At 62.5% G+C, this 24,497-nt stretch carries 20 protein-coding genes; 17 read left to right on the top strand and 3 right to left on the bottom strand.

The features are described 5' to 3' along the window. Positions 1 to 72 precede the first annotated feature (72 nt). The 8 genes from dnaE to ispD all read left to right on the top strand — a co-directional run bounded on the left by dnaE (position 73) and on the right by ispD (position 11,386). Complete coding sequence (gene dnaE / locus IAE36_RS05980) at positions 73 to 3,597, top strand: DNA polymerase III subunit alpha (protein WP_201211082.1); 3,525 nt, start codon at positions 73 to 75, stop codon at positions 3,595 to 3,597. A gap of 105 nt (positions 3,598 to 3,702) precedes the next feature. Then, positions 3,703 to 4,650: an acetyl-CoA carboxylase carboxyltransferase subunit alpha gene (locus tag IAE36_RS05985; protein WP_060481756.1), complete on the top strand. Its 948-nt coding sequence runs from the start codon at positions 3,703 to 3,705 to the stop codon at positions 4,648 to 4,650. A gap of 118 nt (positions 4,651 to 4,768) precedes the next feature. After that, positions 4,769 to 6,052: a tRNA lysidine(34) synthetase TilS gene (gene tilS / locus IAE36_RS05990; RefSeq protein ID WP_201211096.1), complete on the top strand. Its 1,284-nt coding sequence runs from the start codon at positions 4,769 to 4,771 to the stop codon at positions 6,050 to 6,052. 270 nt (positions 6,053 to 6,322) lie between these two features. Continuing rightward, entirely contained in the window at positions 6,323 to 7,951 is a 1,629-nt protein-coding gene (locus tag IAE36_RS05995; protein WP_028634997.1) for a CTP synthase, read from the top strand. Positions 7,952 to 7,954: 3 nt separating this feature from the next. Continuing rightward, positions 7,955 to 8,800 (top strand): 3-deoxy-8-phosphooctulonate synthase, encoded by an 846-nt coding sequence (gene kdsA, locus IAE36_RS06000; protein ID WP_028634998.1) that lies wholly within the window; start codon positions 7,955 to 7,957, stop codon positions 8,798 to 8,800. A 152-nt stretch (positions 8,801 to 8,952) separates the two neighbouring features. Further along, positions 8,953 to 10,242, top strand: coding sequence for a phosphopyruvate hydratase (eno, locus tag IAE36_RS06005; RefSeq protein ID WP_028634999.1), 1,290 nt, complete (start codon positions 8,953 to 8,955; stop codon positions 10,240 to 10,242). Between the two features lie 158 nt (positions 10,243 to 10,400). Next, positions 10,401 to 10,682: a cell division protein FtsB gene (gene ftsB, locus IAE36_RS06010; RefSeq protein WP_028635000.1), complete on the top strand. Its 282-nt coding sequence runs from the start codon at positions 10,401 to 10,403 to the stop codon at positions 10,680 to 10,682. Continuing rightward, on the top strand, positions 10,679 to 11,386 hold the full coding sequence (ispD, locus tag IAE36_RS06015; RefSeq protein ID WP_201211099.1) for a 2-C-methyl-D-erythritol 4-phosphate cytidylyltransferase: 708 nt from the start codon (positions 10,679 to 10,681) through the stop codon (positions 11,384 to 11,386). Before ftsB ends, ispD begins: the two co-directional genes overlap by 4 nt. A gap of 132 nt (positions 11,387 to 11,518) precedes the next feature. Here the strand turns inward: ispD and IAE36_RS06020 are convergent, their stop codons facing one another. After that, positions 11,519 to 12,415: a LysR substrate-binding domain-containing protein gene (locus tag IAE36_RS06020; RefSeq protein ID WP_060481753.1), complete on the bottom strand. Its 897-nt coding sequence runs from the start codon at positions 12,413 to 12,415 to the stop codon at positions 11,519 to 11,521. Between the two features lie 106 nt (positions 12,416 to 12,521). On the opposite strand from IAE36_RS06020, the gene IAE36_RS06025 reads away from it, so the two are divergent. The 8 genes from IAE36_RS06025 (at position 12,522) to rpoS (ending at position 19,666) form a co-directional block, all read left to right on the top strand. Further along, positions 12,522 to 13,634 carry an S-(hydroxymethyl)glutathione dehydrogenase/class III alcohol dehydrogenase gene (locus IAE36_RS06025; protein ID WP_060481752.1) on the top strand — a complete coding sequence of 371 codons (1,113 nt, stop codon included), beginning with the start codon at positions 12,522 to 12,524 and terminating at the stop codon, positions 13,632 to 13,634. Between the two features lie 8 nt (positions 13,635 to 13,642). Next, positions 13,643 to 14,494, top strand: coding sequence for an S-formylglutathione hydrolase (fghA, locus tag IAE36_RS06030; protein ID WP_201161743.1), 852 nt, complete (start codon positions 13,643 to 13,645; stop codon positions 14,492 to 14,494). A 50-nt stretch (positions 14,495 to 14,544) separates the two neighbouring features. Further along, positions 14,545 to 15,018 (top strand): 2-C-methyl-D-erythritol 2,4-cyclodiphosphate synthase, encoded by a 474-nt coding sequence (gene ispF, locus IAE36_RS06035; protein ID WP_060481750.1) that lies wholly within the window; start codon positions 14,545 to 14,547, stop codon positions 15,016 to 15,018. Further along, entirely contained in the window at positions 15,015 to 16,073 is a 1,059-nt protein-coding gene (gene truD, locus IAE36_RS06040) for a tRNA pseudouridine(13) synthase TruD (protein WP_201211101.1), read from the top strand. Before ispF ends, truD begins: the two co-directional genes overlap by 4 nt. Then, a complete protein-coding gene (gene surE, locus IAE36_RS06045) occupies positions 16,061 to 16,810 on the top strand; it encodes a 5'/3'-nucleotidase SurE (protein ID WP_201161741.1) in 750 nt (249 codons plus the stop codon). The genes truD and surE overlap by 13 nt, the downstream gene beginning before the upstream one ends. Positions 16,811 to 16,845: 35 nt before the next feature. Continuing rightward, positions 16,846 to 17,484 (top strand): protein-L-isoaspartate(D-aspartate) O-methyltransferase, encoded by a 639-nt coding sequence (locus IAE36_RS06050; protein ID WP_161629595.1) that lies wholly within the window; start codon positions 16,846 to 16,848, stop codon positions 17,482 to 17,484. Between the two features lie 217 nt (positions 17,485 to 17,701). Further along, complete coding sequence (locus tag IAE36_RS06055; protein ID WP_201211187.1) at positions 17,702 to 18,550, top strand: peptidoglycan DD-metalloendopeptidase family protein; 849 nt, start codon at positions 17,702 to 17,704, stop codon at positions 18,548 to 18,550. Positions 18,551 to 18,658: 108 nt separating this feature from the next. Beyond that, positions 18,659 to 19,666 (top strand): RNA polymerase sigma factor RpoS, encoded by a 1,008-nt coding sequence (rpoS, locus tag IAE36_RS06060; protein WP_028635010.1) that lies wholly within the window; start codon positions 18,659 to 18,661, stop codon positions 19,664 to 19,666. 503 nt (positions 19,667 to 20,169) lie between these two features. On the opposite strand, the gene fdxA is transcribed toward rpoS, so the two are convergent. Next, complete coding sequence (gene fdxA / locus IAE36_RS06065) at positions 20,170 to 20,493, bottom strand: ferredoxin FdxA (protein ID WP_060481748.1); 324 nt, start codon at positions 20,491 to 20,493, stop codon at positions 20,170 to 20,172. Positions 20,494 to 20,633: 140 nt separating this feature from the next. After that, positions 20,634 to 23,207: a DNA mismatch repair protein MutS gene (gene mutS, locus IAE36_RS06070; protein ID WP_060481747.1), complete on the bottom strand. Its 2,574-nt coding sequence runs from the start codon at positions 23,205 to 23,207 to the stop codon at positions 20,634 to 20,636. A gap of 181 nt (positions 23,208 to 23,388) precedes the next feature. On the opposite strand from mutS, the gene IAE36_RS06075 reads away from it, so the two are divergent. Continuing rightward, entirely contained in the window at positions 23,389 to 24,453 is a 1,065-nt protein-coding gene (locus IAE36_RS06075) for a hypothetical protein (protein ID WP_201211190.1), read from the top strand. Positions 24,454 to 24,497: the final 44 nt, after the last annotated feature.

The raw sequence follows: 24,497 nt of genomic DNA on the forward strand, positions 1-24,497 counted from the left end.
CGCGGCCCAACATCCCTTCGCAACTACGCTACAATTGCGCCCTTGTCGTTCAGCACTGCTACAGGATCTTCCATGTCGGTTCCCTTCGTTCACCTGCGCGTCCACTCCGAATTCTCGCTGGTAGACGGCCTGGTGCGGATCAAACCGCTGGCCAAGGCGCTGGCCGGGATGAACATGCCGGCAGTGGCCATTACCGACCAGAGCAACATGTGCTCGCTGGTCAAGTTCTACAAAACCGCCATGGGCGCAGGCATCAAGCCCATCTGCGGGGCCGACCTGTGGCTGGCCGGTGCAGACCCCGAAGCGCCGCTGTCGCGTATCTGTTTCCTGGCCATGAACCCCCAGGGTTACCGCAACCTCACCGAGCTGATTTCCCGTGGCTGGACCGACGGGCAGCGCAATGGCCTGGTGATTCTGCAACGTGAATGGATCGCCCCCGCCAGCGAAGGGCTGATTGCCCTGTCTGCCGGCCGTGAGGGCGACATCGGCATGGCGCTGCTGGCCGGTAGGCTCGATGAGGCCCAGGCCCTGCTGCAGGACTGGATGGGCATGTTCCCCGACCGGTTCTACGTTGAGCTGCAGCGTACCAACCGGCCTCGCGACGAAGAGTACGTGCATGCTGCCGTGGCCCTTGCCGACCGGTTGGGCGCGCCGCTGGTTGCCACCAACGATGTGAGGTTCATCAAGCAGTCCGACTTCGATGCCCACGAAACCCGGGTGTGTATCGGTGAAGGCTGGACCCTGGACGACCCGCGTCGCCCTCGGCTGTACAGCGACCAGCAGTACCTGAAGTCGGCCGACGAAATGGCGGCGCTGTTCAGCGACCTGCCGGACGCCATCGCCAACACCGTGGAAATCGCCAAGCGCTGCAATATCCAGGTGCAACTGGGCAAGTATTTCCTGCCGGACTTCCCGACGCCCAACGGCATGGGTATCGACGATTACCTGCGCCACGTGTCCCACGAGGGCCTCGAAGAGCGCCTGGCAGTGTTGTGGCCGAAGGACACCACGCCGGACTACGAAGAGAAGCGCCAGGTCTACCTGGACCGCCTGAAGTTCGAGCTGGATATCATCATCCAGATGGGCTTCCCCGGTTACTTCCTGATCGTGATGGACTTCATCAAGTGGGCCAAGAACAACGGTGTGCCCGTGGGCCCTGGCCGGGGTTCGGGTGCGGGCTCGCTGGTGGCCTACGTACTGAAGATCACCGACCTGGACCCGCTGGCCTACGACCTGCTGTTCGAGCGTTTCCTCAACCCTGAACGTATCTCCATGCCCGACTTCGACGTCGACTTCTGCATGGACGGCCGCGACCGGGTGATCGACTACGTGGCCGAAGCCTATGGCCGCAACGCGGTCAGCCAGATCATCACCTTCGGCACCATGGCGGCCAAGGCCGTGGTGCGGGATGTGGCGCGGGTGCAGGGTAAGTCTTACGGCCTGGCCGACCGCCTGTCGAAGATGATCCCGTTCGAAGTGGGCATGACCCTGGAAAAGGCCTACGAGCAGGAAGAGATCCTGCGCGATTTCCTCAAGGGGGACGAAGACGCCCGCGAAATCTGGGACATGGCGCTGAAGCTCGAAGGCGTCACCCGCGGTACCGGCAAGCACGCCGGGGGCGTGGTGATCGCGCCGACCAAGCTCACCGACTTCTCGCCCATCGCCTGTGATGAAGAAGGCGGCGGCCTGGTAACCCAGTTCGACAAGGATGACGTCGAGGCGGCCGGCCTGGTGAAGTTCGACTTCCTCGGCCTGCGTACGCTGACCATCATCAAGTGGGCGATGGAGATCATCAACCGCGAGCAGGCCAAGAAAAACCTGCCGGATCTGAACATCGACTTCATCCCGCTGGATGACCGCAAAACCTACGAGCTGCTGCAAAAAGCCGAAACCACGGCGGTGTTCCAGCTTGAATCCCGGGGCATGAAGGAGCTGATCAAGAAGCTCAAGCCCGACTGCCTGGAAGACCTCATCGCGCTGGTGGCGCTGTTCCGCCCGGGCCCGCTGCAATCGGGCATGGTGGATGACTTCATCAACCGCAAGCACGGCCGTGCCGAACTGGCCTACCCGCACCCTGACTACCAGTACGACGGCCTGCAGCCGGTGCTGGCGCCCACCTACGGCATCATCCTGTATCAAGAGCAGGTGATGCAGATCGCCCAGGTGATGGCTGGCTATACCCTGGGTGGCGCTGACATGCTGCGCCGGGCGATGGGCAAGAAAAAACCCGAGGAAATGGCCAAGCAGCGCGGCGGTTTCATCGAGGGCTGTGCCAATAACGGTATCGATGGCGATCTTGCGGGTAACATCTTCGACCTGGTGGAGAAATTTGCCGGCTATGGCTTCAACAAGTCGCACTCCGCCGCCTACGGGCTGGTGTCTTACCAGACTGCCTGGCTGAAAACCCACCACCCGGCTGCGTTCATGGCCGCGGTATTGTCTGCGGACATGCACAACACCGACAAGGTGGTGGTGCTGGTGGAGGAAGTGCGCAGCATGAAGCTGCGCCTGGACGCCCCGGACGTGAACTTCTCCGACTTCAAGTTCACCGTCAACAATGATGGGCGCATCGTTTATGGCCTGGGTGCGATCAAGGGGGTGGGCGAAGGGCCGGTAGAGGCAATCGTCGAGGCACGTGCCGAAGGTGGCCCATTCAAGGACATGTTCGATTTCTGCGAGCGCATCGACCTCAAGCGCGTCAACAAGCGCACCCTCGATGCCCTGGTGCGCAGTGGCGCCCTCGACCGGCTTGGCCCGCACTTCCACGACGAGATCAAGGCCTACCACGCCCACATCGACATCAACCGGGCCATCCTGCTGGGGGCACTGGGCGAAGCGATCAAAGCCGCCGAGCAGACTGCCCGCACGGCAGACAGCGGTCACATCGACCTGTTCGGTGGCATGTTCGATGCGGTGGATGCCGACGTCTATGCCAACCACCGCAAGGCGCGGCCCCTCACACTCAAGGAGCGGCTCAAAGGCGAGAAAGACACCCTTGGGCTGTACCTGACCGGCCACCCAATCGACGAGTATGAAGCCGAGATCCGTCGTTTTGCGCGCCAGCGCATCATTGACCTCAAGCCGTCACGCGATACCCAGACCATCGCGGGCATGATCATTGCCCTGCGGGTGATGAAGAACAAGAAGGGCGACAAAATGGGCTTCGTGACCCTGGACGACCGTTCCGGGCGCATCGAGGCATCACTGTTTGCCGATGCCTACATCACCGCCCAGTCCCTGCTGCAGACCGACGCCATGGTGGTGGTGGAAGGGGAGGTCAGTAACGACGACTTCTCGGGCGGCTTGCGCCTGCGGGTGAAGCAGGTCATGACCCTGGAAGACGCCCGTACCAAACTGGCCGAGAGCCTGCGCCTGAAAGTGGCGCACGAGGCGCTCAAGGGCGACCGGCTGAAATGGCTGGGCGAGCTGATCACCCGCCACCGAGGTGCCTGCCCGATCACCCTGGAGTACACCGGCAGTGACGCCAAGGCCATGCTGCAGTTTGGCGAGCAGTGGGCAATCGACCCGGCCGATGGGTTGATTCAGACACTGCGTGACCAGTTCGGGCGTGAGAACGTCTTTCTGCAATATCGTTGAACCGACCAAATTTAATCTCGACCTGAATGCGCCTGATCCCTTAAGGTATGGCGCCAAACGGATCAACCGGCCGGCCGCCTGGCCGTAGACCCAAGACGGATGACTATGAACCCGAATTTTCTCGATTTCGAACAGCCGATTGCCGACCTGCAAGCCAAGATCGAAGGCCTGCGCCTGGTAGGCAACGACAATTCGCTGAATATCAGCGATGAAATTGCCCGTCTGCAAGACAAGAGCAATACCCTGACCGAAAGCATCTTCGGCAACCTCACCAGCTGGCAGATCGCTCGCCTGGCGCGTCACCCACGTCGTCCTTACACCCTGGACTACCTGGAACACATCTTCACCGAATTCGAAGAACTGCACGGCGACCGCCATTTCTCCGACGATGCTGCCATTGTTGGCGGCACTGCGCGCCTGGACGGCAAGCCGGTGATGGTGATCGGCCATCAAAAAGGCCGCGAAGTGCGCGAGAAGGTGCGCCGCAACTTCGGCATGCCACGCCCCGAGGGCTACCGCAAGGCCTGCCGCCTGATGGAAATGGCCGAGCGCTTCCGCATGCCGATCCTGACCTTCATCGATACCCCGGGTGCCTACCCTGGCATCGACGCCGAAGAGCGCAACCAGAGCGAAGCCATCGCCTGGAACCTGCGCGTCATGGCCCGCCTGAAAACCCCGATCATCGCCACCGTGATCGGTGAGGGTGGTTCCGGCGGCGCGCTGGCCATTGGTGTGTGCGACCAGCTGAACATGCTGCAGTACTCCACCTATTCGGTGATCTCGCCTGAAGGCTGTGCCTCCATTCTATGGAAGACTGCCGACAAAGCGGCTGACGCGGCTGAAGCCATGGGTATCACCGCCGAGCGCCTGAAGAGCCTGAATATCGTCGACAAGGTCATCGAGGAGCCGCTGGGCGGCGCCCACCGCGACCCGGCTGCCATGTCTGAAAGCATTCGTGCCGACCTGGTGCAGCAGCTGGACATGCTGGGCAAGCTCGATCACGACGCGCTGCTGGCGCGTCGCTACGACCGCTTGATGAGCTACGGCGTCTGATTATTCCGGCTGTCAGGTAATGGCACCGGCGTTGCCGGTTATCGCGGGTGACCCCGCCTCTACAGACAGGTATTGCCTTTAGGGGCGGGGTCACCCGCGAGTGGTTTCAGAGGCCCTGATGATCGACCCAACCCCCTGGGTAACCGCCCCTCACTGGTACATCGCCTTTTCGGGTGGCCTGGATTCCACCGTCCTTCTGCACTGCCTGGCGGCTTACGCCCGCCAGCATTCGTGCCCACCGTTGTGCGCCGTTCACGTTCATCATGGCCTGCAGGCGGCTGCCGATGCCTGGCCTGCCCATTGCCAGCGCACCTGCGACCACCTGGGTGTCGAACTGCGCGTTATTCACGTCGACGTCGTGCGCGGCGCCAGCCTGGAACAAGCCGCCCGCGATGCGCGTTACGCCGCCTTTGAAGCGCTCATGGGGCAGGGTGACATCCTGTTCACCGGGCAGCACCTGGATGACCAGGCCGAGACTGTGCTGTTTCGGCTGTTGCGCGGCGCAGGCCTGCGGGGGCTGGCGGCCATGGCCAAACAGCGCGCGCTGGGGCGGGGGGGGCTGGTCAGGCCGCTGCTGGGCTGCCCCCGGGAGCAGTTGCAAGACTATGCCAAGGCGCATGGCCTGGCCTGGGTTGAAGACCCTTCCAACAGCGATCTCCAGTACGCTCGCAACTACCTGCGTGCTGAAGTGGTACCGGTGCTTGAGCGGCGCTGGCCCCAGGCCGGCCAGAGCCTCGCCCGCGCCGCCGAGCACCTGGGCGAAGCCTTGGGCTTGCTCGAAGAGCTGGCCCGGGCCGACCTGGCATCGGCCGCGCAAGGGGCACCGGGCACCTGGCCAGGGCTGGACTCGCTGGCGCTGGCCAGCCTGGGGGCGCTGTCGCCCGCGCGGCAGCGTAACGCCTTGGAATACTGGCTCAGCAGCCGTACCCGACTGCCCGATACGCGTCATTGGGCCGGGTGGGCAGATTTGCGCGACGCCGCAGCCGATGCCCAGCCCGTGTGGCGGCTTGCCGATGGGCAGCTGGTGCGCAGTCAGGGGCGTATCTGGTGGCTCAGTGGTGAATGGTTACGACAGCCTGCAGGCGGCCTGAGCTGGGCCGGTGCCGGGGCGCCTCTGGCGTTGCCTGGTAACGGCTGCGTGCGACTTGTTGGCGCAGCTGCGCTGGCAGGCCTGCGCATTGCCTACCGCCAAGGTGGCGAAGTGCTGGACGTGCCCGGGCGGGGGCGGCGTGACCTCAAGCGCCTGCTCAACGAGCTGCAAGTGCCGCACTTCCTGCGCGCACGCCTGCCGTTGCTGTACCAGGGCGAGCAGCTGCTGGCGGTCGCCAACCTGCCAGGCCTGGGGCGGGGCGATTGCCGGCTGCACTGGGTACTGCCGAGCAGCGCGCAAGGTTTGAGCTGATGGGTACATTCGGGTAGACTACCCTCCCTTCTTGATACAGCTTCTGTGGGTTCCGCGAAAACACAGGGGTTGCCGATTACCAAGCAGTTTTTTGCTGGGCTGATTCTGAGAAATGACGAGCGAGCTCCATGCCGGGGATACCCCTGGTCTGTACAGACGCGGCAGTTTTTCGAGATGCACTGTGATTGACGCAGGTGATCGGAGGCTTCGGCCTTCCTTCGCTTTCTCCGGCGGCGCTGGCCGCCTTAACGCAGACTTCTAGGGTTTTTCATGACGCGCTACATATTCGTCACGGGCGGTGTTGTTTCTTCATTGGGGAAAGGCATTGCCTCGGCTTCCCTGGCGGCCATCCTGGAAGCGCGGGGCCTGAAGGTCACCATGCTCAAGCTGGATCCGTACATCAACGTCGACCCAGGCACCATGAGCCCGTTCCAGCACGGTGAAGTATTCGTCACCCAGGACGGCGCCGAAACCGACCTGGACCTGGGCCACTACGAGCGGTTCATCCGCACGACCATGACCCAGAACAACAACTTCACCACGGGCCGTATCTACGAGCACGTGCTGCGCAAGGAGCGCCGTGGTGACTACCTGGGTGCCACCATTCAGGTCATTCCGCACATTACCGACGAAATCAAGCGTCGCATCATCAAGGGTGCCGGCGATGCCGACGTGGCCCTGGTGGAAATCGGCGGTACCGTGGGCGATATCGAGTCGCAACCGTTCCTTGAGGCCATCCGCCAGCTGCGCGTCGAAGTCGGCTCCAAGCGCGCCATGCTGATGCACCTTACCCTGGTGCCGTACATCGCCACCGCGGGCGAGACCAAGACCAAACCGACCCAGCACTCGGTGAAGGAACTGCGCTCCATCGGCCTGCAGCCCGATGTACTGATCTGCCGCTCCGACCACCCGGTCGATGCCTCGTCGCGCCGCAAGATCGCCCTGTTCACCAACGTTGAAGAGCGTGCGGTCATCTCGCTGGAAGACGTAGACACCATCTACAAGATCCCAGGCGTGCTGCATGCCCAGGGCCTGGACGATTTCGTCGTCGAGCGTTTCGGCCTGCAGTGCAACGGTGCCGACCTGTCCGAGTGGGACAAGGTGGTGGACGCCAAGCTGAACCCTGAGCATGAAGTCACCATCGCCATGGTCGGCAAGTACATGGAGCTGCTGGATGCGTACAAGTCGCTGATCGAAGCGATGAGCCACGCCGGCATCACCAACCGTACCAAGGTCAACCTGCGCTACATCGACTCCGAAGACATCGAGAACCAGGGCACCAGCCTGCTCGAAGGCGCCGATGCCATCCTGGTGCCGGGCGGTTTCGGCCTGCGCGGCGTGGAAGGCAAGATCACCGCGGTGCAGTACGCCCGTGAGAACAAGGTACCGTACCTGGGCATCTGCCTGGGCATGCAGGTGGCCGTGATCGAGTTCGCCCGTAATGTGATGGGCTGGAAAGACGCCAACTCCACCGAGTTCGACCGCAACAGCGGCCACCCGGTCGTGGGCCTGATCACCGAGTGGGCTGATGCCACCGGCGCGGTCGAAACCCGCAGCGAAGCGTCCGACCTGGGCGGCACCATGCGCCTGGGTGCACAGGACTGCCAACTGGCAGCCGGCTCCAACGTGCACGACTGCTACGGCAAGGATGTGATCACCGAGCGTCACCGCCACCGCTATGAGGTGAACAACAACCTGCTGCCGCAACTGGTCGATGCTGGCCTGGTGGTATCCGGCCGTTCCGAAGACGGCGCGCTGGTGGAAGTGGTTGAGTCCAAGGATCACCCATGGTTCGTCGCCTGCCAGTTCCACCCGGAATTCACCTCCACCCCGCGTGACGGCCACCCGTTGTTCAGTGGTTTCGTGAAAGCGGCCCTCGCCCAGAAGAACAAGGCCTGATCCATGACCCAGAAGATCATCCGCGTCGGTAACATCGAGATCGCCAACGACAAGCCGTTTGTGCTGTTTGGCGGCATGAACGTGCTGGAATCCCGCGACCTGGCCATGAAGGTGTGCGAAGAATACGTACGGGTTACCGACAAGCTCGGTATCCCCTATGTGTTCAAGGCCAGCTTCGACAAGGCCAACCGGTCCTCGGTCAGTTCTTACCGTGGGCCTGGCATGGAAGAAGGGCTGAAGATCTTCGAAGAGATCAAGCGCACCTTCAATGTGCCGGTGATTACCGACGTGCATGAGCCCTACCAGGCCGAGCCGGTGGCCCAGGTTTGCGACATCATCCAGTTGCCTGCCTTCCTGTCGCGCCAGACCGACCTGGTGGTGGCCATGGCCCGCAGTGGCGCAGTGATCAACATCAAGAAGGCCCAGTTCCTCGCGCCTCAGGAAATGAAACACATCCTGGCCAAGTGCGAAGAGGCCGGTAACGATCAGTTGATCCTCTGCGAGCGTGGTTCGAGCTTCGGCTACAACAACCTGGTCGTGGACATGCTCGGCTTCGGCATCATGAAGCAGTTCCAGTACCCGGTGTTCTTCGACGTGACCCACGCCCTGCAAATGCCGGGTGGTCGCGCCGATTCCGCAGGCGGGCGCCGCGCCCAGGTCACCGACCTGGCCAAGGCCGGCATGAGCCAGGGCCTGGCGGGCCTGTTCCTCGAAGCCCACCCGGACCCGGACAACGCCAAGTGCGACGGCCCCTGTGCCCTGCGCCTGGATAAGCTGGAGCCATTCCTGGCCCAGCTCAAGCAACTGGACGACCTGGTGAAAAGTTTTCCGACGGTAGAAACCGCGTAAAGCGCGTTTCTCGGGTAAAGTAGCGCCCGACCCACCCCTGACCATTCGGTCAGGGGCTCCCTTCGCCGGGCCTGCCATCGCAAACCCTCCCGGCGAACGGCAAGAATTCCCTAAGCTGCGTTGTTTTCGTCAATTCTGGAGTGCTTACAACAATGGCAAAAATCGTCGACATCAAAGGTCGTGAAGTTCTCGATTCGCGTGGCAACCCCACCGTGGAAGCCGATGTACTGCTCGACAACGGCATCATCGGCAGCGCCTGTGCGCCGTCCGGTGCTTCCACCGGCTCGCGCGAAGCGCTGGAGCTGCGTGATGGCGACAAGAGCCGTTACCTGGGCAAAGGCGTGTTGAAGGCTGTCGCCAACATCAACGGCCCGATTCGCGAGCTGCTGCTGGGCAAGGACCCTTCCGACCAGAAGGCCCTGGACCATGCCATGATCGAACTCGACGGCACCGAGAACAAGGCCAAGCTGGGCGCCAACGCCATCCTCGCCGTGTCGCTGGCTGCCGCCAAGGCTGCCGCCCAGGACCAGGACCTGCCGCTGTACGCGCACATTGCCAACCTCAACGGCACCCCAGGCCAGTACTCCATGCCGGTGCCGATGATGAACATCATCAACGGCGGCGAGCATGCCGACAACAACGTCGACATCCAGGAGTTCATGGTCCAGCCGGTTGGCGCCAAGACCTTCTCCGACGGCCTGCGCATGGGCACCGAGATCTTCCACCACCTCAAGGCCGTGCTCAAGGCGCGTGGCTTGAACACTGCCGTGGGTGATGAAGGTGGTTTCGCGCCTAACCTGGCGTCCAACGAAGATGCCCTGGGTGCCATCGCTGAAGCTGTCGAAAAAGCCGGCTACAAGCTGGGTACCGATGTGACCCTGGCCCTGGACTGTGCAGCTTCCGAATTCTACGAAGACGGCAAGTACAACCTGTCGGGCGAAGGCAAGTCGTTCGACGCCGAAGGCTTTGCCGAGTACCTCAAGGGCCTGACCGAGCGCTTCCCGATCATCTCCATCGAAGATGGCCTGGACGAATCGGACTGGGCGGGCTGGAAGATCCTCACCGACAAGATCGGCAGCAAAGTGCAGTTGGTGGGCGACGACCTGTTCGTGACCAACACCAAGATCCTCAAGGAAGGCATCGAGAAGGGTATCGGTAACTCGATCCTGATCAAGTTCAACCAGATCGGCTCGCTGACCGAGACCCTGGAAGCCATCCAGATGGCCAAGGCTGCAGGTTATACCGCAGTCATCTCGCACCGCTCCGGCGAAACCGAAGACTCCACCATCGCCGACCTGGCCGTGGGTACCGCTGCAGGTCAGATCAAGACTGGCTCGCTGTGCCGCTCCGACCGCGTCTCGAAGTACAACCAGCTGCTGCGCATCGAAGAGCAACTGGGTGCCAAGGCGGTATACCGTGGTCGTGCCGAGTTTCGCGCCTAAGCAAGAGATGGTAAAAAGGCAGCAGCCGCCGCTGCAGGCACACGCGTACTGAATGTGCCTGTAGCCCAACGGGTTTCTGTTTACGAAGCCTGGCCTCGGCCAGGCTTTGTGCTATCCGAGCCCCTGAACCGACAGGGTCTTTCAACCTGGATATCTTGATGCGCAGTCCTTATTGGTTGTTCCTGGTCCTGCTTTTGCTGCTGGGTGGCCTGCAGTACCGCTTGTGGGTGGGCAATGGCAGCCTGGCGCAGGTGGCCGAGCTCAAGCAGCAGATCGAAGAGCAGCACGCCGAAAACGAGCGCCTGCTCGAGCGTAACCGCGTGCTCGATGCCGAAGTGCTGGAGCTGAAGAAGGGCATGGAGACCGTCGAAGAACGGGCTCGTCATGAATTGGGAATGGTCAAGGAGGGCGAGACCCTCTTCCAGTTGCCGCAGAAATGAACGCGCATCTACCGGCCTTCTGGGCCGTGATCCCTGCTGCCGGCGTGGGTGCCCGCATGGCTGCGGACCGCCCCAAGCAATACCTTGAGCTGGCCGGCAAGACTATTCTTGAGCACAGCCTCGACTGTTTCCTGGGCCACCCCACGTTAAGCGGGGTGGTGGTGAGTGTTGCCGGAGATGACCCCTATTGGCCTGGTCTGCCGTGTGCCAATGACGCGCGCATACGGCGCGCGGATGGCGGCCGTGAGCGTGCGGACTCGGTGCTGAATGCTTTGTTGCTGCTGCATGCCCAGGGGGCCTCGGACAGCGACTGGGTGCTGGTCCACGATGCGGCGCGGCCGAACCTTGCACGCAGCGACCTGGACAAGTTGTTGTCGGAGCTGGCAGACGACCCGGTGGGGGGGCTGCTGGCGATGCCGGCGCGCGACACCCTCAAGCGTGCCGACAGCAATGGCCGGGTGAGCGCTACCGTGGACCGTAGCACCATCTGGCAGGCTTACACGCCGCAGATGTTCCGCCTTGGGGCATTGCACCGGGCGTTGGCCGAGTGCCTGGTGTCTGATGTGGTAGTGACCGATGAGGCCTCGGCCATCGAATGGTCCGGCCAGGCGCCGCGGCTGGTCGAAGGGCGCAGTGACAACATCAAGGTCACGCGACCCGAAGACCTGGAATGGTTGCGTCAGCGCTGGGCGGGTAGGCGCTGATGGTCGCTCTCCTGTACCGGCCTCTTCGCGGGTAAACCCGCTCCCACAGGGTCTCCACTGGGTCTGAAATCTGTGAAGTACCTGTGGGAGCGGGTTCACCCGCGAAAAGGCCAGTATAAGCAGCACACCCCTTCAGCCGAAACGATACTCCGGCAACCCCGTCAACCCTTGCTTCAAGTAATCCACCAACCGCCGCACCTTCGGCGACAAGTGCCGTTGCTGTGGATACAGCGCCCACACTGCCGTATTCGGGGGCTGGTGTGCCTCCAGCAGTGACACCAGCGCCCCAGTGTTCAGGTGCTCCAGCACGTAGTAGTCCGGCAACTGGCACAACCCGATCCCCTGCAGCGCAGCATCCAGCACTGCCTGCCCGCTGTTGCAGCGCCAGTTGCCCTGCACCCGTTGGCTGAGCTCGCGCCCTTCCAACTGCAGCGCCCACACGTCCGAGCTGCCGATCAGGCAGTTGTGGCGGGCGAGCTCGGACACGCTGTGTGGCCTGCCGTAGCGTTCAAGGTAGGCGGGTGAGGCACACAGGTACATGCGTCGTGGCGCCAGGCGCGTGGCCACCAGGCGAGAATCGGCCAGGCGGCCCAGCCTTATCGCCAGGTCCATGCCGTGATGCACCAGGTCGAGGGTGTGGTTGCTCAGCTCCACGTCCACCCGCAACTGCGGGTACAGGGCCATGAAACGCGTCACCAGCGGCACGATGAACCGCTCGCCATACGCCACCGCGCAGGTCATGCGCAGCAGCCCCTTGGGCTCGCTGGCCAGGTCGCCCATGGCGCGCAGCGCTTCCTCGCGGCCGTCTTGCAGGCGCTGGCAATGCTGCAAAAAGGTCTGCCCCGCCTCCGTCAGCGTCACGCGGCGGGTACTGCGGTACAGCAGGCGTGTTTGTACGCGCTCTTCAAGGCGGGCGATCTGGCGGCTCACATGGGATGACGAAACCCCCAGGCGCTCGGCCGCCGCCGTGAACTGGCCAGACTCGGCCACCGCAACGAATTCGTCTATGCCTTCCCAACGGTTAAGCATTGATTGTCCCTGTGCAGCAATAATGTTTTGAGCTGAGGCTGATTATTCATCAAATGATGGTGAATTACACTGCAGGCCTTGTTCAAGACCTGTATGGAGACCTTTGATGATCAAGTCCCGCGCTGCCGTAGCCTTCGAAGCCAAGAAACCGTTGGAGATCGTCGAAGTCGACGTGGCCATGCCCAAGGCCGGGGAAGTGTTGCTGCGCGTTGTCGCCAGCGGCGTTTGCCATACCGACGCCTATACATTGTCGGGCGCCGACCCGGAGGGCATCTTCCCGTCGATTCTGGGCCATGAAGGTGGCGCAATCGTCGAAGCGGTAGGCGAGGGCGTCACCTCGGTTGCCGTTGGTGACCACGTGATCCCGCTGTACACCCCTGAATGCGGCAAGTGCAAGTTCTGCCTGTCGGGCAAGACCAACCTGTGCCAGGCCATTCGTGCCACCCAGGGCAAGGGCCTGATGCCAGACGGCACCACGCGTTTCTCGTACAAAGGCCAGCAACTGTTCCACTACATGGGCACTTCGACCTTCTCCGAGTACACCGTGCTGCCGGAAATCTCTGTGGCCAAGATCCAGAAAGAAGCCCCGCTGGAGAAGGTCTGCCTGCTGGGCTGTGGCGTTACCACCGGCATCGGCGCGGTGTTGAACACCGCCAAGGTCAAGCCGGGTGATACCGTCGCAGTCTTCGGCCTGGGCGGCATCGGCCTGTCGGCGATCATCGGCGCGGTCAAGGCCAAGGCCTCGCGCATCATCGCCATCGACATCAACCCGGCAAAGTTCGAGATCGCTCGCCAGCTGGGTGCTACCGATTGCATCAACCCGAAGGAGTACGACCGCCCAATCCAGGAAGTCATTGTCGACCTCACCGACGGCGGCGTGGACTTCTCCTTCGAGTGCATCGGCAATGTCCAGTTGATGCGCGCAGCGCTGGAGTGCTGCCACAAGGGCTGGGGGGAGTCGGTGATCATCGGCGTCGCCGGCGCCGGGCAGGAAATTGCCACCCGTCCGTTTCAGCTGGTTACCGGCCGGGTGTGGCGCGGTTCGGCGTTCGGTGGGGTGCGAGGGCGCAGTGAGCTGCCGAGCTACGTCGAGATGTCGCAGAACGGCGAGATTCCGCTGGACACCTTCATTACCCACACCATGGGCCTGGAAGACATCAACAAGGCGTTCGACCTGATGCATGAAGGCAAGAGCATTCGCAGCGTCATTCACTTCTGAGGTTTGCCATGAGCCTGGACAACATCTCCTGCCAGAAAAGCTTCGGCGGCTGGCACAAGCGTTACCGGCATCACTCCAAAGTGCTGGGCTGCGACATGGTGTTCGCTGTGTACCTGCCGCCACAAGCGGAGCAGGGCGCCAAGCTGCCGGTGCTGTACTGGCTCAGCGGCCTGACCTGCACCGACGAGAACTTCATGCAGAAGGCCGGTGCCCAGCGCCTGGCTGCGGAGCTCGGGTTGATCATTGTGGCGCCCGATACCAGCCCGCGTGGCGAGCAGGTACCGGGCGACCCCGACGGTGCCTGGGACTTCGGCCTGGGCGCCGGGTTCTACCTGAATGCTACCCAGCAACCCTGGGCCCAGCACTACCGCATGCATGACTATGTGGTGCAGGAGTTGCCCGCGCTGATCGAGGCACACTTCCCCGCGTCGGGGGAGCGCAGCATCAGTGGCCATTCCATGGGCGGGCACGGCGCGCTGGTATGCGCCTTGCGCAACCCGGGGCGGTATCGCGCGGTATCGGCGTTTTCACCCATCAGCAACCCCATGGATTGCCCATGGGGCGAGAAGGCGTTCAGCCGCTACCTGGGTGAAGACCGCGCCCGCTGGCGCGAGTGGGACGCCAGCGTGCTGCTGGCCGAAACCCCGGCCGGGCAGTGCCCACCGTTGCTGGTGGATCAGGGCGACCGCGATGACTTCCTGGAACAGCAGCTCAAGCCTGAAGCACTTGAGCAGGCTGCGCGCAAAGGCGGTCACGACCTGACCTTGCGCCTGCAACCTGGCTATGACCACAGTTATTACTTCATTGCCAGTTTCATCGAGGACCACCTGCGCCATCACGCCGCGGCATTGGGGCGCTAGCCTGCAAATACAGGTAGAATCACGCCCTGACTCATTCAGGGCGTTTTTCTATGCGTATTGGCCACGGCTACGATGTGCACCGTTTCTGCGACGGTGATTTCATTACCCTGGGCGGGGTGCGTATCCCCCACAAATACGGCCTTCTGGCCCACTCTGATGGCGACGTGCTGCTGCACGCCGTGAGTGATGCGCTGCTCGGTGCTGCGGCCCTGGGCGATATCGGCAAGCACTTCCCCGACACTGACCCGCAGTTCAAGGGCGCGGACAGCCGTGTGCTGCTGCGCCATGTGCTGAGTGTGGTCCAGGCCAAGGGCTGGAAGGTGGGCAACGTGGATGCCACCATCGTCGCCCAGGCGCCCAAGATGGCGCCGCATATCGACACCATGCGCCAACTGCTGGCCGACGACCTGCAGGTTGGCCTCGATCAGGTCAACGTCAAGGCCACTACCACCGAAAAACTGGGCTTCGCAGGCCGCGAGGAGGGGATCGCCGTGCATTCGGTTGCCCTGCTGCTGCCAGCATGACCGAACAGGAACTGCTGGGCCCGCGCGCATCGGGCGAACCCCTGGGCAGCGCCGTACTCAAGGCGGTAGCTGAAGACTTCCAGGTGGATGAGGTGCTGGATATTCCGTTGTCCGGGCAAGGCGAACACCTGTGGCTATGGGTGGAAAAGCGCGACCTCAACACCGAGGAGGCGGCTCGCCGCCTGGCCCGTGCTGCGGGTGTGCCAGCGCGTGCTATCAGCTACGCCGGGCTCAAGGACCGCCAGGCGCTGACCCGCCAGTGGTTCAGCCTGCACTTGCCTGGCAAGGCCGACCCGGACCTGTCGCGGGCCGAAGATGCCAGCCTGCGCGTGCTCAAGCAGGCGCGCCACCAGCGCAAGTTGCAGCGTGGCGCCCACTCCGCCAACGGTTTCACCTTGCGCCTCACGGCCCTCAAGGCAGATCACCAGGCCATCGATGCGCGTTTGGCGCTCCTCAAGCAGCAAGGGGTGCCCAACTACTTCGGTACCCAGCGCTTCGGTCACGGCGGTGGCAATGTGCAGGATGCCCTCGAGTGGGCGGCACGCAAGGCCTTGCCCGAGCAGCGCAACGTGCGTTCGCGGTTGCTCTCGGCCGGGCGCAGTTACCTGTTCAACCAGGCGCTGGCTGCGCGCGTGGCCCAAGGCAACTGGGACCAGGCGCAGGTAGGCGATTTGCTGGCCTTCACCGACAGCCGCAGTTTCTTCCCGGCGGGTGAGGCCGAATGCAGTGACCCACGGCTGGCGGTGCTCGACCTGCACCCCACCGGCCCGTTGTGGGGCGAAGGCGCGTCACCCGCTGCTGGCGCCTGCGCAGACCTGGAAAATGCCATCGCCGCGCGTCAGCCAGCACTCTGCCACTGGTTGTCGCAGGCGGGCATGGATCACGAACGGCGCATCATGCGGCTCCCTATTGGCGGCCTGACGTGGCATTATCCCGAGCCTGATATCCTGCAACTGGAATTCGTCCTTCCGGCCGGATGCTTCGCCACCGTAGTAGTGCGCGAAGTCGTGGATCTGGTGCCGGCAGGGCAGACGGACAGCCCATGCGTATTCTGATTTCGAACGACGATGGTGTTACTGCACCCGGCATCGCCGCGCTGCACGCTGCGCTGGCGGATTACGCCGAGTGCACGGTAATCGCCCCTGACCAGGACAAGAGCGGCGCCGGCAGTTCGCTGACGCTGGACCGCCCGCTGCATCCCGTGACCCTGGCCAATGGCTTCATCAGCCTCAATGGCACGCCCACCGACTGTGTGCACCTGGGGCTCAACGGCCTGTTGCCGCAAACGCCCGACATGGTGGTGTCAGGCATCAACCTGGGCGCCAACCTGGGCGATGACGTGCTGTACTCCGGCACGGTCGCAGCGGCGCTCGAGGGGCGTTTCCTGGGTGGCACATCGCTGGCGTTCTCGCTGCTGTCTCGCCAGCCCGACAATTTGCCGGCTGCCGCGCACATCGCCCGTCGTTTGGTAGAGGCACAGTCGCGCCTGGTGTTGCCACCGCGTACCGTGCTCAACGTCAACATCCCCAACCTGCCGCTGGAGCGCATCCGCGGCATCCAGCTGACCCGCTTGGGGCACCGGGCCCGGGCGGCGGCCCCCACCAAGGTGGTCAACCCGCGTGGCAAGGAAGGCTACTGGATCGCCGTGGCCGGTGACGCCGAGGATGGCGGCCCGGGTACCGACTTCCATGCGGTCATGCAGGGGTATGTGTCAATAACGCCGCTGCAGTTGGACCGCACCTTCAGTGATGCCTTCGAGCAGCTCGATGGCTGGCTGGAGGGGCTGCTTTGATGCGCGAGGACGATATGCTGCGGCGCGGTATCGGCATGACCTCCCAGCGCACCCGGGAGCGGCTTATCCAGCGCCTGTGCGAAGAGGGTGTATCGAACACCCAGGTGCTGGATGTCATCCGTCGCACGCCCCGTCACCTGTTCGTTGACGAGGCCCTGGCCCACCGGGCCTATGAAGACACCGCGCTACCGATCGGGCACAACCAGACCATCTCGCAACCGTTCATGGTCGCGCACATGAGCGAGTTGCTGCTTGAAGCCGGGCCGTTGGACAAGGTACTGGAGATCGGCACCGGCTCTGGCTACCAGACCGCCGTGCTGGCGCAACTGGTGGAGCGGGTTTTCTCGGTTGAGCGCATCAAGGTGCTGCAGGATCGCGCCAAGGAGCGTCTGGTTGAGTTGAGCCTGCGCAACGTGGTGTTCCGTTGGGGCGATGGTTGTGAGGGCTGGCCGGCATTGGCGCCCTACAACGGCATCATCGTGACGGCGGTGGCGCCGGAAGTGCCCCAGGCGTTGCTGGACCAGCTGGCACCCGGTGGGCGCATGGTGATCCCTGTGGGGCCTGCCGGCGAGGCTCAGCAGCTGATGCTGATCGTGCGTGAAGAACATGGCTTCTCGCGCCGGGTTCTGGGCGCGGTGCGTTTCGTGCCCTTGCTGAATGGGCCTGTGGCCTGAGCCGCCGGCCTTACCGGCGGGCTATTTTTACAACAGCAGCGAATTCTTGCCGCGTCGTCCTGTCTATCAGGCGGTACGCACAGGTTGCGCCGGGCTATGATCGGCCTTTGCAGCAGCGTGTTGCATCTGCCTGGGAATGCCGGCGAGCTTCGTTATAATTGCAATACTATTGCATTTCTTGTTCAAAGAAGATTTCGGCACCATGAGGGGAGCGCGGGTGGTTCACACAGTCTTTCGGCAGCGCAAGGACAGCTCGGCTTTCAAGCTCGTGGTGCTCGCCATGGCCCTGGGCGCGCTGCTGGTGGGGTGCTCCAGCAGCGGTAGCAACAACGCACGGGTGGTCGACCGCAACAGCGCTGCGCCCAAACGGCCTACGGTGACGTCCGGGCAATACGTGGTCAAACCGGGTGACACGCTGTTTTCCATCGCTTTCCGCTATGGCTGGGACTACAAAGAGCTGGCCGCCCGCAACGGTATCGCACCGCCCTACACCATACGCCCCGGCCAGGCCATTCGTTTCAGCACGGGTGCGTCGGGCAGCACAATAGTGGTTGCCAGCCCGTCTTCCTCCAGCCGTACCACCGTAACCCGGCGTCCGGTGGGCACCTCGCCGGCGGCCCCTGCCAGCACCACCAAAACCGTTACTACGACCACTGCCCCTGTGGTGGCTACGGTGCCCGCTGCAGAACGTGCGGTGGGTGGCTGGACATGGCCGGCCAACGGGGTGCTGATTGGAAAATTTGCTTCAAACGGTAGTTTGAATAAAGGCATTGATATCGCCGGTGATTTGGGACAGCCTGTTTTTGCTGCGTCGGGTGGTACAGTGGTCTACGCCGGGAGTGGTTTAAGGGGCTACGGCGAGTTGATCATCATCAAACACAGCGATACCTACGTCAGTGCCTACGGTCACAACCGCAGGCTGTTGGTTCGGGAGGGGCAGCAGGTCAAGGCAGGGCAGTCGATTGCTGAAATGGGGTCCACAGGCACAGACAGGGTGAAGCTGCATTTCGAGATTCGCCGCCAGGGCAAGCCCGTCGATCCTCTCCAGTTCCTGCCACGTCGTTGACCGTTGTACCGGCCTGTTTCCCGTGACGTAGAGGGGACAGGCTCCAGCGCTGCCAGGGATACAGGTGCCGCTTGAGTCTGAGTTCGAACTCAGCAAAGGACTATAACAATGGCTCTCAGTAAAGAAGCGCCGGAGTTTGACATCGACGATGACGTTCTCCTCATGGAGACGGGTATCGTTTTGGAAACGGATGTGGTGTCAGACGAACCTGCTGTATCCTCGGTTCGGACCAGGGCCAAGTCGGGCCCTTCGCTCAAACAACACAAGTACATCGATTACAGCCGGGCGCTCGATGCCACCCAGCTGTACCTCAACGAGATCGGCTTCTCGCCCCTGTTGTCGCCGGAAGAGGAAGTGCATTTTGCGCGGTTGTCGCAAAAAGGCGACCCTGCTGGCCGCAAACGCATGATCGAAAGCAACCTGCGCCTGGTTGTGAAAATTGCCCGCCGTTACGTGAACCGTGGCTTGTCGTTGCTCGATCTGATCGAGGAGGGCAACCTGGGGTTGATCCGTGCCGTTGAGAAATTTGACCCGGAGCGTGGTTTCCGCTTTTCCACCTACGCCACATGGTGGATTCGTCAGACCATCGAGCGGGCGATCATGAACCAGACCCGCACCATCCGCTTGCCCATCCACGTGGTCAAGGAGTTGAACGTTTATTTGCGTGCAGCCCGTGAGCTCACCCAGAAACTGGATCATGAGCCTTCGCCGGAAGAAATCGCTACCCTGCTGGAAAAGCCCGTTGCGGAGGTCAAGCGTATGCTCGGTCTCAACGAGCGGGTATCGTCTGTCGACGTCTCGCTGGGGCCGGACTCAGACAAGACCTTGCTCGATACGCTCACTGACGACCGCCCGACCGATCCTTTTGAACTGCTCCAGGACGATGATCTGTCCCAGAGTATCGATCAGTGGCTGGGTGAACTGACTGATAAACAACGCGAGGTAGTGGTGCGTCGTTTTGGCCTGCGTGGCCATGAGAGCAGCACGTTGGAAGATGTCGGGCTGGAGATCGGCCTGACCCGTGAGCGCGTTCGGCAGATCCAGGTAGAAGGGCTGAAGCGTCTGCGCGAAATCCTTGAGAAGAACGGCTTGTCCAGCGAGTCATTGTTTCGATAAGCAGCTGCTGCTTTACCCCTGAAACGCCCCGGTATGCCGGGGCGTTTTCGTAGGTGAGGTAATCGCTCGAATATTCCCCAACCCCTAACAGAGTCGCTCAACGCCTACAGGTTGCAGCTTGGCGTGTAAGTGTTTGCTTACTCGTCGCGTAAGCCATGTATGCGAGGGAGAGTAAATCATTGTCGTTTTCAGTCTGGATATTTTCGCAAGTGACTGAAAAACATGATTTTTTTGCCTGTTAGGAAATGTATCCAGGGCAACATCGTGAGAGGTTCGCCGGTTGCCTCCCTCAGCCGAATCGCTAGTATTCGAACTGTGCACACGGACATGCACAGGCCTTCAGGAAGAAAGCCAGGGACATCGCAAGACGCGATTTCATCAGGACGATGTTCAGGACAAGCAGGGACTACGGAAAAAAATGTGGGCGGGTCAAACCGCCCCTTTTTTTGCCCGCTAGAAAGCAAAAAAGGCCCTGCAAGGGCCTTTTTGTATTGCGCTGCTGCTTAGCGTTGCAAGTCGGCAATCTTGCCGGTCTTGCCATCCCATTCCTCTGCGTCGGGCAGGGCGTCCTTACGCTCGGTAATGTTCGGCCAGATCTCGGCCAGCTCGGCATTCAGCTCAATGAAGTTTTCCATGCCCGAAGGCACTTCGTCTTCCGAGAAGATGGCTTGCGCCGGGCATTCAGGCTCGCACAGGGCGCAATCGATGCACTCGTCCGGGTGAATGACCAGGAAGTTCGGGCCTTCGTAGAAGCAGTCCACCGGACAGACTTCCACGCAGTCGGTGTATTTGCATTTGATGCAGTTGTCGGTGACGACGAAGGTCATTTCTAATTCTCTCCTCAGGCGACGGCGGCGGCCCTTCCTCTTGGGGCCGCGCGGTTTACGGGTACATGGCTGCAGGCCAGGCTAATAACCTGCAGCACCAGCAAACCGCGGCGGATTCTACCAGCTTGTAGTGGACGCCGTTATAACAGGTTCTTTAGTTGATATAGCATTTCGATAGCTTGACGCGGGGTCATGTCATCCAGCTGCAGCTTGCCCAGCTTCTCGATGGCTGGGTGGGGCAGGCTGGCGAACAGGTCGCTCTGGTGCGGCACCTGTGGCGCGCCCTTCGGACCCGGCACAGCAGGCGGTTCATGGGGCAGGCTGTTGGTTTCCAGGCGTGCCAGGTGCTCCCGTGCGCGCTGGATGACAGCAGTGGGTACCCCGGCCAACTGCGCCACCGCCAGGCCATAACTCTGGCTGGCCGGCCCGGGCAGCACATGGTGCAGGAACACGATGCGTTCATTGTGCTCGGTGGCATTGAGGTGCACGTTGGCCACCAGCGGCTCGCTGTCGGGCAGTACCGTCAGCTCGAAGTAGTGCGTGGCGAACAACGTATAGGCACGCAGGCGCGCGAGGCGCTCGGCCGCTGCCCAGGCCAGCGACAGGCCGTCGAAGGTGCTGGTACCGCGGCCGACTTCGTCCATCAGCACCAAGCTGCGGTCTGTAGCGTTATGCAGGATGTTGGCCGTTTCGCTCATCTCCACCATGAACGTGGAGCGCCCGCCAGCCAGGTCATCGCTGGAGCCGATGCGGGTGAAGATCCGGTCTACCGGCGACAGTTCGCAGCTGGCTGCCGGTACAAAGCTGCCGATATGGGCCAGCAGCACGATCAGCGCGGTCTGGCGCATGTAGGTGGATTTACCGCCCATGTTCGGCCCGGTGATCACCAGCATGCGTGTGTTGTCGTCCAGGCCCAGGTCGTTGGCCACGAACGGGGTGGTGAGCACCTGCTCGACCACCGGGTGACGGCCCTGCTCGATGCGCAGGCAAGGGTGGTCGACGAAGCGTGGGCAGTTCAGGTCCAAATTCAACGCCCGCTCGGCCAGGTTGCTGAGCACATCCAGTTCGGCCAGGGCTGCGGCGCTGTCCTGCAACGGCGCCAGGTGGCTGATGAGGGTTTCCAGCAGGGCGTCGTAGAGCATCTTTTCGCGGGCCAGGGCCCGGCTCTTGGCCGACAGCGCCTTGTCCTCGAATGCTTTCAGCTCGGGGGTGATGAACCGTTCGGCGCCTTTCAGCGTCTGGCGGCGGATGTAGTCGCCCGGCGCCTGTTCTGCCTGCTTGGTGGGCAACTCGATGAAGTAACCGTGCACGCGGTTGTAGCCAACCTTGAGGTTGGCCAGGCCGGTACGGGCTTTTTCACGGGCTTCCAGGTCGATGAGAAACTGACCGGCGTTTTCGCTGATCGCCAGCAGGTCATCCAGCTCGTTGTCATAGCCGGCCTTGAGCACACCGCCATCACGGATGACCGCAGGTGGGTTGTCCACGATCGCCCGTTCCAGCAGGCTGGCAAGCTCCGGGTAGGTGCCGGTAATGGCGGCCAGCCGCGCCAGGTGAGGGGCTTCCAGTTCGGCCATGGCGTTCTGCAGTTCGGGCAGTGCGCCCAAGGCATCACGCAGGCGGGCGAGATCGCGGGGGCGTGCGTTACGCAGGCCGATGCGCGCCAGAATACGTTCGATGTCGCCGATTTCCTTCAACTGCGGTTGCAGTTTTTCGAACCGGTAGCCGTCGAGCAGGCATCGGATCGAGTCCTGCCGGGCCTGCAGCACCTTGAGGTCGCGCAGCGGCCGGTTCAGCCAGCGGCTCAGCAGGCGGCTGGCCATGGCGGTTTGGCAACGGTCGATCACCGATTGCAGGGTATTGTCACGCCCACCCGCCAGGTTGATGTCCAGCTCCAGGTTGCGGCGGCTGGCACCGTCGAGGATCACGGTGTCGTCCAGGCGTTCATGGCGCAGGCTGCGCAGGTGCGGCAAGGCGGTCCGCTGGGTTTCCTTGGCGTAGGTCAGCAGGCAGCCAGCGGCGCCGATGGCCAGGGTCAGCTTGTCGCAGCCAAAGCCCTTGAGGTCCTTGGTCGCAAATTGCTGGCACAGCGCCTTGCGCGCGGAGTCGCGGTCGAAGTCCCAGGGCGCACGGCGGCGAGCCCCCGGGCGCTTTTCGGCTGGCAGGTCGCGCGGCCAGTCGTCCGGGATCAACAGCTCCACCGGGTTCAGGCGTTCCAGTTCGGCCAGCAGGTTTTCCCAGCCCTTGAGCTCCTGAACGCTGAAATTGCCACTGGTGATGTCCAGCACAGCCAGGCCGAACAGGCGGTCATCGCCCAGCAGCGCGGCAATCAGGTTGTCGCGGCGCTCGTCCAGCAGCGCTTCGTCGCTGACTGTGCCGGGCGTGATGATCCGCACCACCTGGCGCTCGACCGGCCCTTTGCTGGTGGCCGGGTCGCCGATCTGCTCGCAGATCACCACCGACTCGCCCAGCTTCACCAGCTTGGCCAGGTAACCTTCCAGCGAATGGAACGGCACGCCGCACATGGGGATGGACTGGCCGGCTGACTGACCGCGGGCGGTCAGGGTGATGTCCAGCAGGCTGGCGGCCTTTTTCGCATCTTCGTAGAAGATCTCGTAGAAGTCGCCCATGCGGTAGAACATCAGCTGGTCCGGGTGCTGGTTCTTCAGCTTCCAGTACTGCTGCATCATCGGGGTGTGTGCGGAAAGATCAGACATTCGGGGCCTTACAGCGAGTGATCTGGTTGGCGATGGTAAACCCGCAATGGTACAGCCTTTTTGCTTGCCATGCAGGCACCCGCAAGTGGGCAAATCGGCGCAGTTGGCGCTTCGGGGTGGAGCCAGGCGACATCAAGCTTTAGAATGGCGAGCCCCGATGAAGACCCAAGCCGCTATTTGCATGAATGTCTCCACGCGCGTTTCTTTTGTAGACCAGCAACTTATCTACCTTCTGTACGGCAAGCGTCGTACCTATCAGCTAGAGGCCAAGTTCAGCATTCTCAGCGCCTTGGCGCGCTGTGAGCCCGGCCAGTGCCCCGTTATCCGTGTGCTTACCGACGAGCCTCAGGCATTTGCCGGGTGGCCCGTGGAAGTGGTCAGGCTGGACGCGCAGACCCTGCAAGCCTGGGCGCCCGATGGCAGTTACACCCATCGGCGCAAGGCCTGCGCCATTGCCCAAGCTTGCGAATGGGCACAAAAGACCATTTTCATCGACACCGATACGGTGTTTCTGCAACCTGCGCAGCGGCTCTTCGAACAGGTGGGTGCCGGCCAGTTCCTGATCGACGAAGTGGAGTCGAGCTGGGCCAAGGCCTCGTGCAAGCGTCATTATCGCGCCCTCGCCCGCGGGTTGGCGGCGACAGGCCAGTTGCCACCCGACGACCTGCAGCTGTGCAACAGTGGGGTACTGGGCCTTGCGCATGAAAACGCAGCCGTTGCCCAGCGGGCGATCGCCCGGATCGACGACTGGGCCGCCTACAGCCGCGAGCTGCTGACCATCGAGCAGATTGCATTTTCGTTTGAAATCCATGGCGCGCGCATCAACCAGGCACGGGGTTTGATCAGCCATTACTACGCCATGAAACCATACCTTCATGCCATCCAGGACGTGTTCTTTGCCCGCCATGGCGAGGGCTTCCATGCCGACATGCCGGCCTTGGCGCTGCAGGTGCCAGCGTACCGCCCGCTGCCCTCATGGTCGATGCGCGTTGGCGTGAAGCTGAGCCTGCTGCGCGTGCCTCGTGAACTGCGTGGCGTTGCCCGCAAGCTGCTTTACGGCAGTGCGATAAGTGGTGATGAGTACCTGCAGGCCTGCAAGGTGGTGTGGTGGCGCTCGGCGATCGACGACATGCGCATGCTCGGCGGCCTTGACTGGACCAATGGCTGGCCTGCAGGGCTGCCGCGCCTCAAGCGCAGGGATGAGCGCGTCATCAGCAAGATTGCGCGGGAAAGCCTGAACGTTTGACCGGCCAGTGGCTCTACCAGGATGGTAGGGTAGCGCCCACTCTT

Origin of the sequence: Pseudomonas sp. S36 (assembly GCF_016647875.1) — a bacterium.
Classification (GTDB): Bacteria; Pseudomonadota; Gammaproteobacteria; order Pseudomonadales; family Pseudomonadaceae; genus Aquipseudomonas; species Aquipseudomonas parafulva.

Bases quoted from the DNA above. Each gene is read 5' to 3' on its own strand.
- dnaE (WP_201211082.1), top strand. From the start codon at position 73: ATGTCGGTTCCCTTCGTTCACCTGCGCGTCCACTCCGAATTCTCGCTG.
- IAE36_RS05985 (WP_060481756.1), top strand. From the start codon at position 3,703: ATGAACCCGAATTTTCTCGATTTCGAACAGCCGATTGCCGACCTGCAA.
- tilS (WP_201211096.1), top strand. From the start codon at position 4,769: ATGATCGACCCAACCCCCTGGGTAACCGCCCCTCACTGGTACATCGCC.
- IAE36_RS05995 (WP_028634997.1), top strand. From the start codon at position 6,323: ATGACGCGCTACATATTCGTCACGGGCGGTGTTGTTTCTTCATTGGGG.
- kdsA (WP_028634998.1), top strand. From the start codon at position 7,955: ATGACCCAGAAGATCATCCGCGTCGGTAACATCGAGATCGCCAACGAC.
- eno (WP_028634999.1), top strand. From the start codon at position 8,953: ATGGCAAAAATCGTCGACATCAAAGGTCGTGAAGTTCTCGATTCGCGT.
- ftsB (WP_028635000.1), top strand. From the start codon at position 10,401: ATGCGCAGTCCTTATTGGTTGTTCCTGGTCCTGCTTTTGCTGCTGGGT.
- ispD (WP_201211099.1), top strand. From the start codon at position 10,679: ATGAACGCGCATCTACCGGCCTTCTGGGCCGTGATCCCTGCTGCCGGC.
- IAE36_RS06020 (WP_060481753.1), bottom strand. From the start codon at position 12,415: ATGCTTAACCGTTGGGAAGGCATAGACGAATTCGTTGCGGTGGCCGAG.
- IAE36_RS06025 (WP_060481752.1), top strand. From the start codon at position 12,522: ATGATCAAGTCCCGCGCTGCCGTAGCCTTCGAAGCCAAGAAACCGTTG.
- fghA (WP_201161743.1), top strand. From the start codon at position 13,643: ATGAGCCTGGACAACATCTCCTGCCAGAAAAGCTTCGGCGGCTGGCAC.
- ispF (WP_060481750.1), top strand. From the start codon at position 14,545: ATGCGTATTGGCCACGGCTACGATGTGCACCGTTTCTGCGACGGTGAT.
- truD (WP_201211101.1), top strand. From the start codon at position 15,015: ATGACCGAACAGGAACTGCTGGGCCCGCGCGCATCGGGCGAACCCCTG.
- surE (WP_201161741.1), top strand. From the start codon at position 16,061: ATGCGTATTCTGATTTCGAACGACGATGGTGTTACTGCACCCGGCATC.
- IAE36_RS06050 (WP_161629595.1), top strand. From the start codon at position 16,846: ATGACCTCCCAGCGCACCCGGGAGCGGCTTATCCAGCGCCTGTGCGAA.
- rpoS (WP_028635010.1), top strand. From the start codon at position 18,659: ATGGCTCTCAGTAAAGAAGCGCCGGAGTTTGACATCGACGATGACGTT.
- fdxA (WP_060481748.1), bottom strand. From the start codon at position 20,493: ATGACCTTCGTCGTCACCGACAACTGCATCAAATGCAAATACACCGAC.
- mutS (WP_060481747.1), bottom strand. From the start codon at position 23,207: ATGTCTGATCTTTCCGCACACACCCCGATGATGCAGCAGTACTGGAAG.
- IAE36_RS06075 (WP_201211190.1), top strand. From the start codon at position 23,389: ATGAATGTCTCCACGCGCGTTTCTTTTGTAGACCAGCAACTTATCTAC.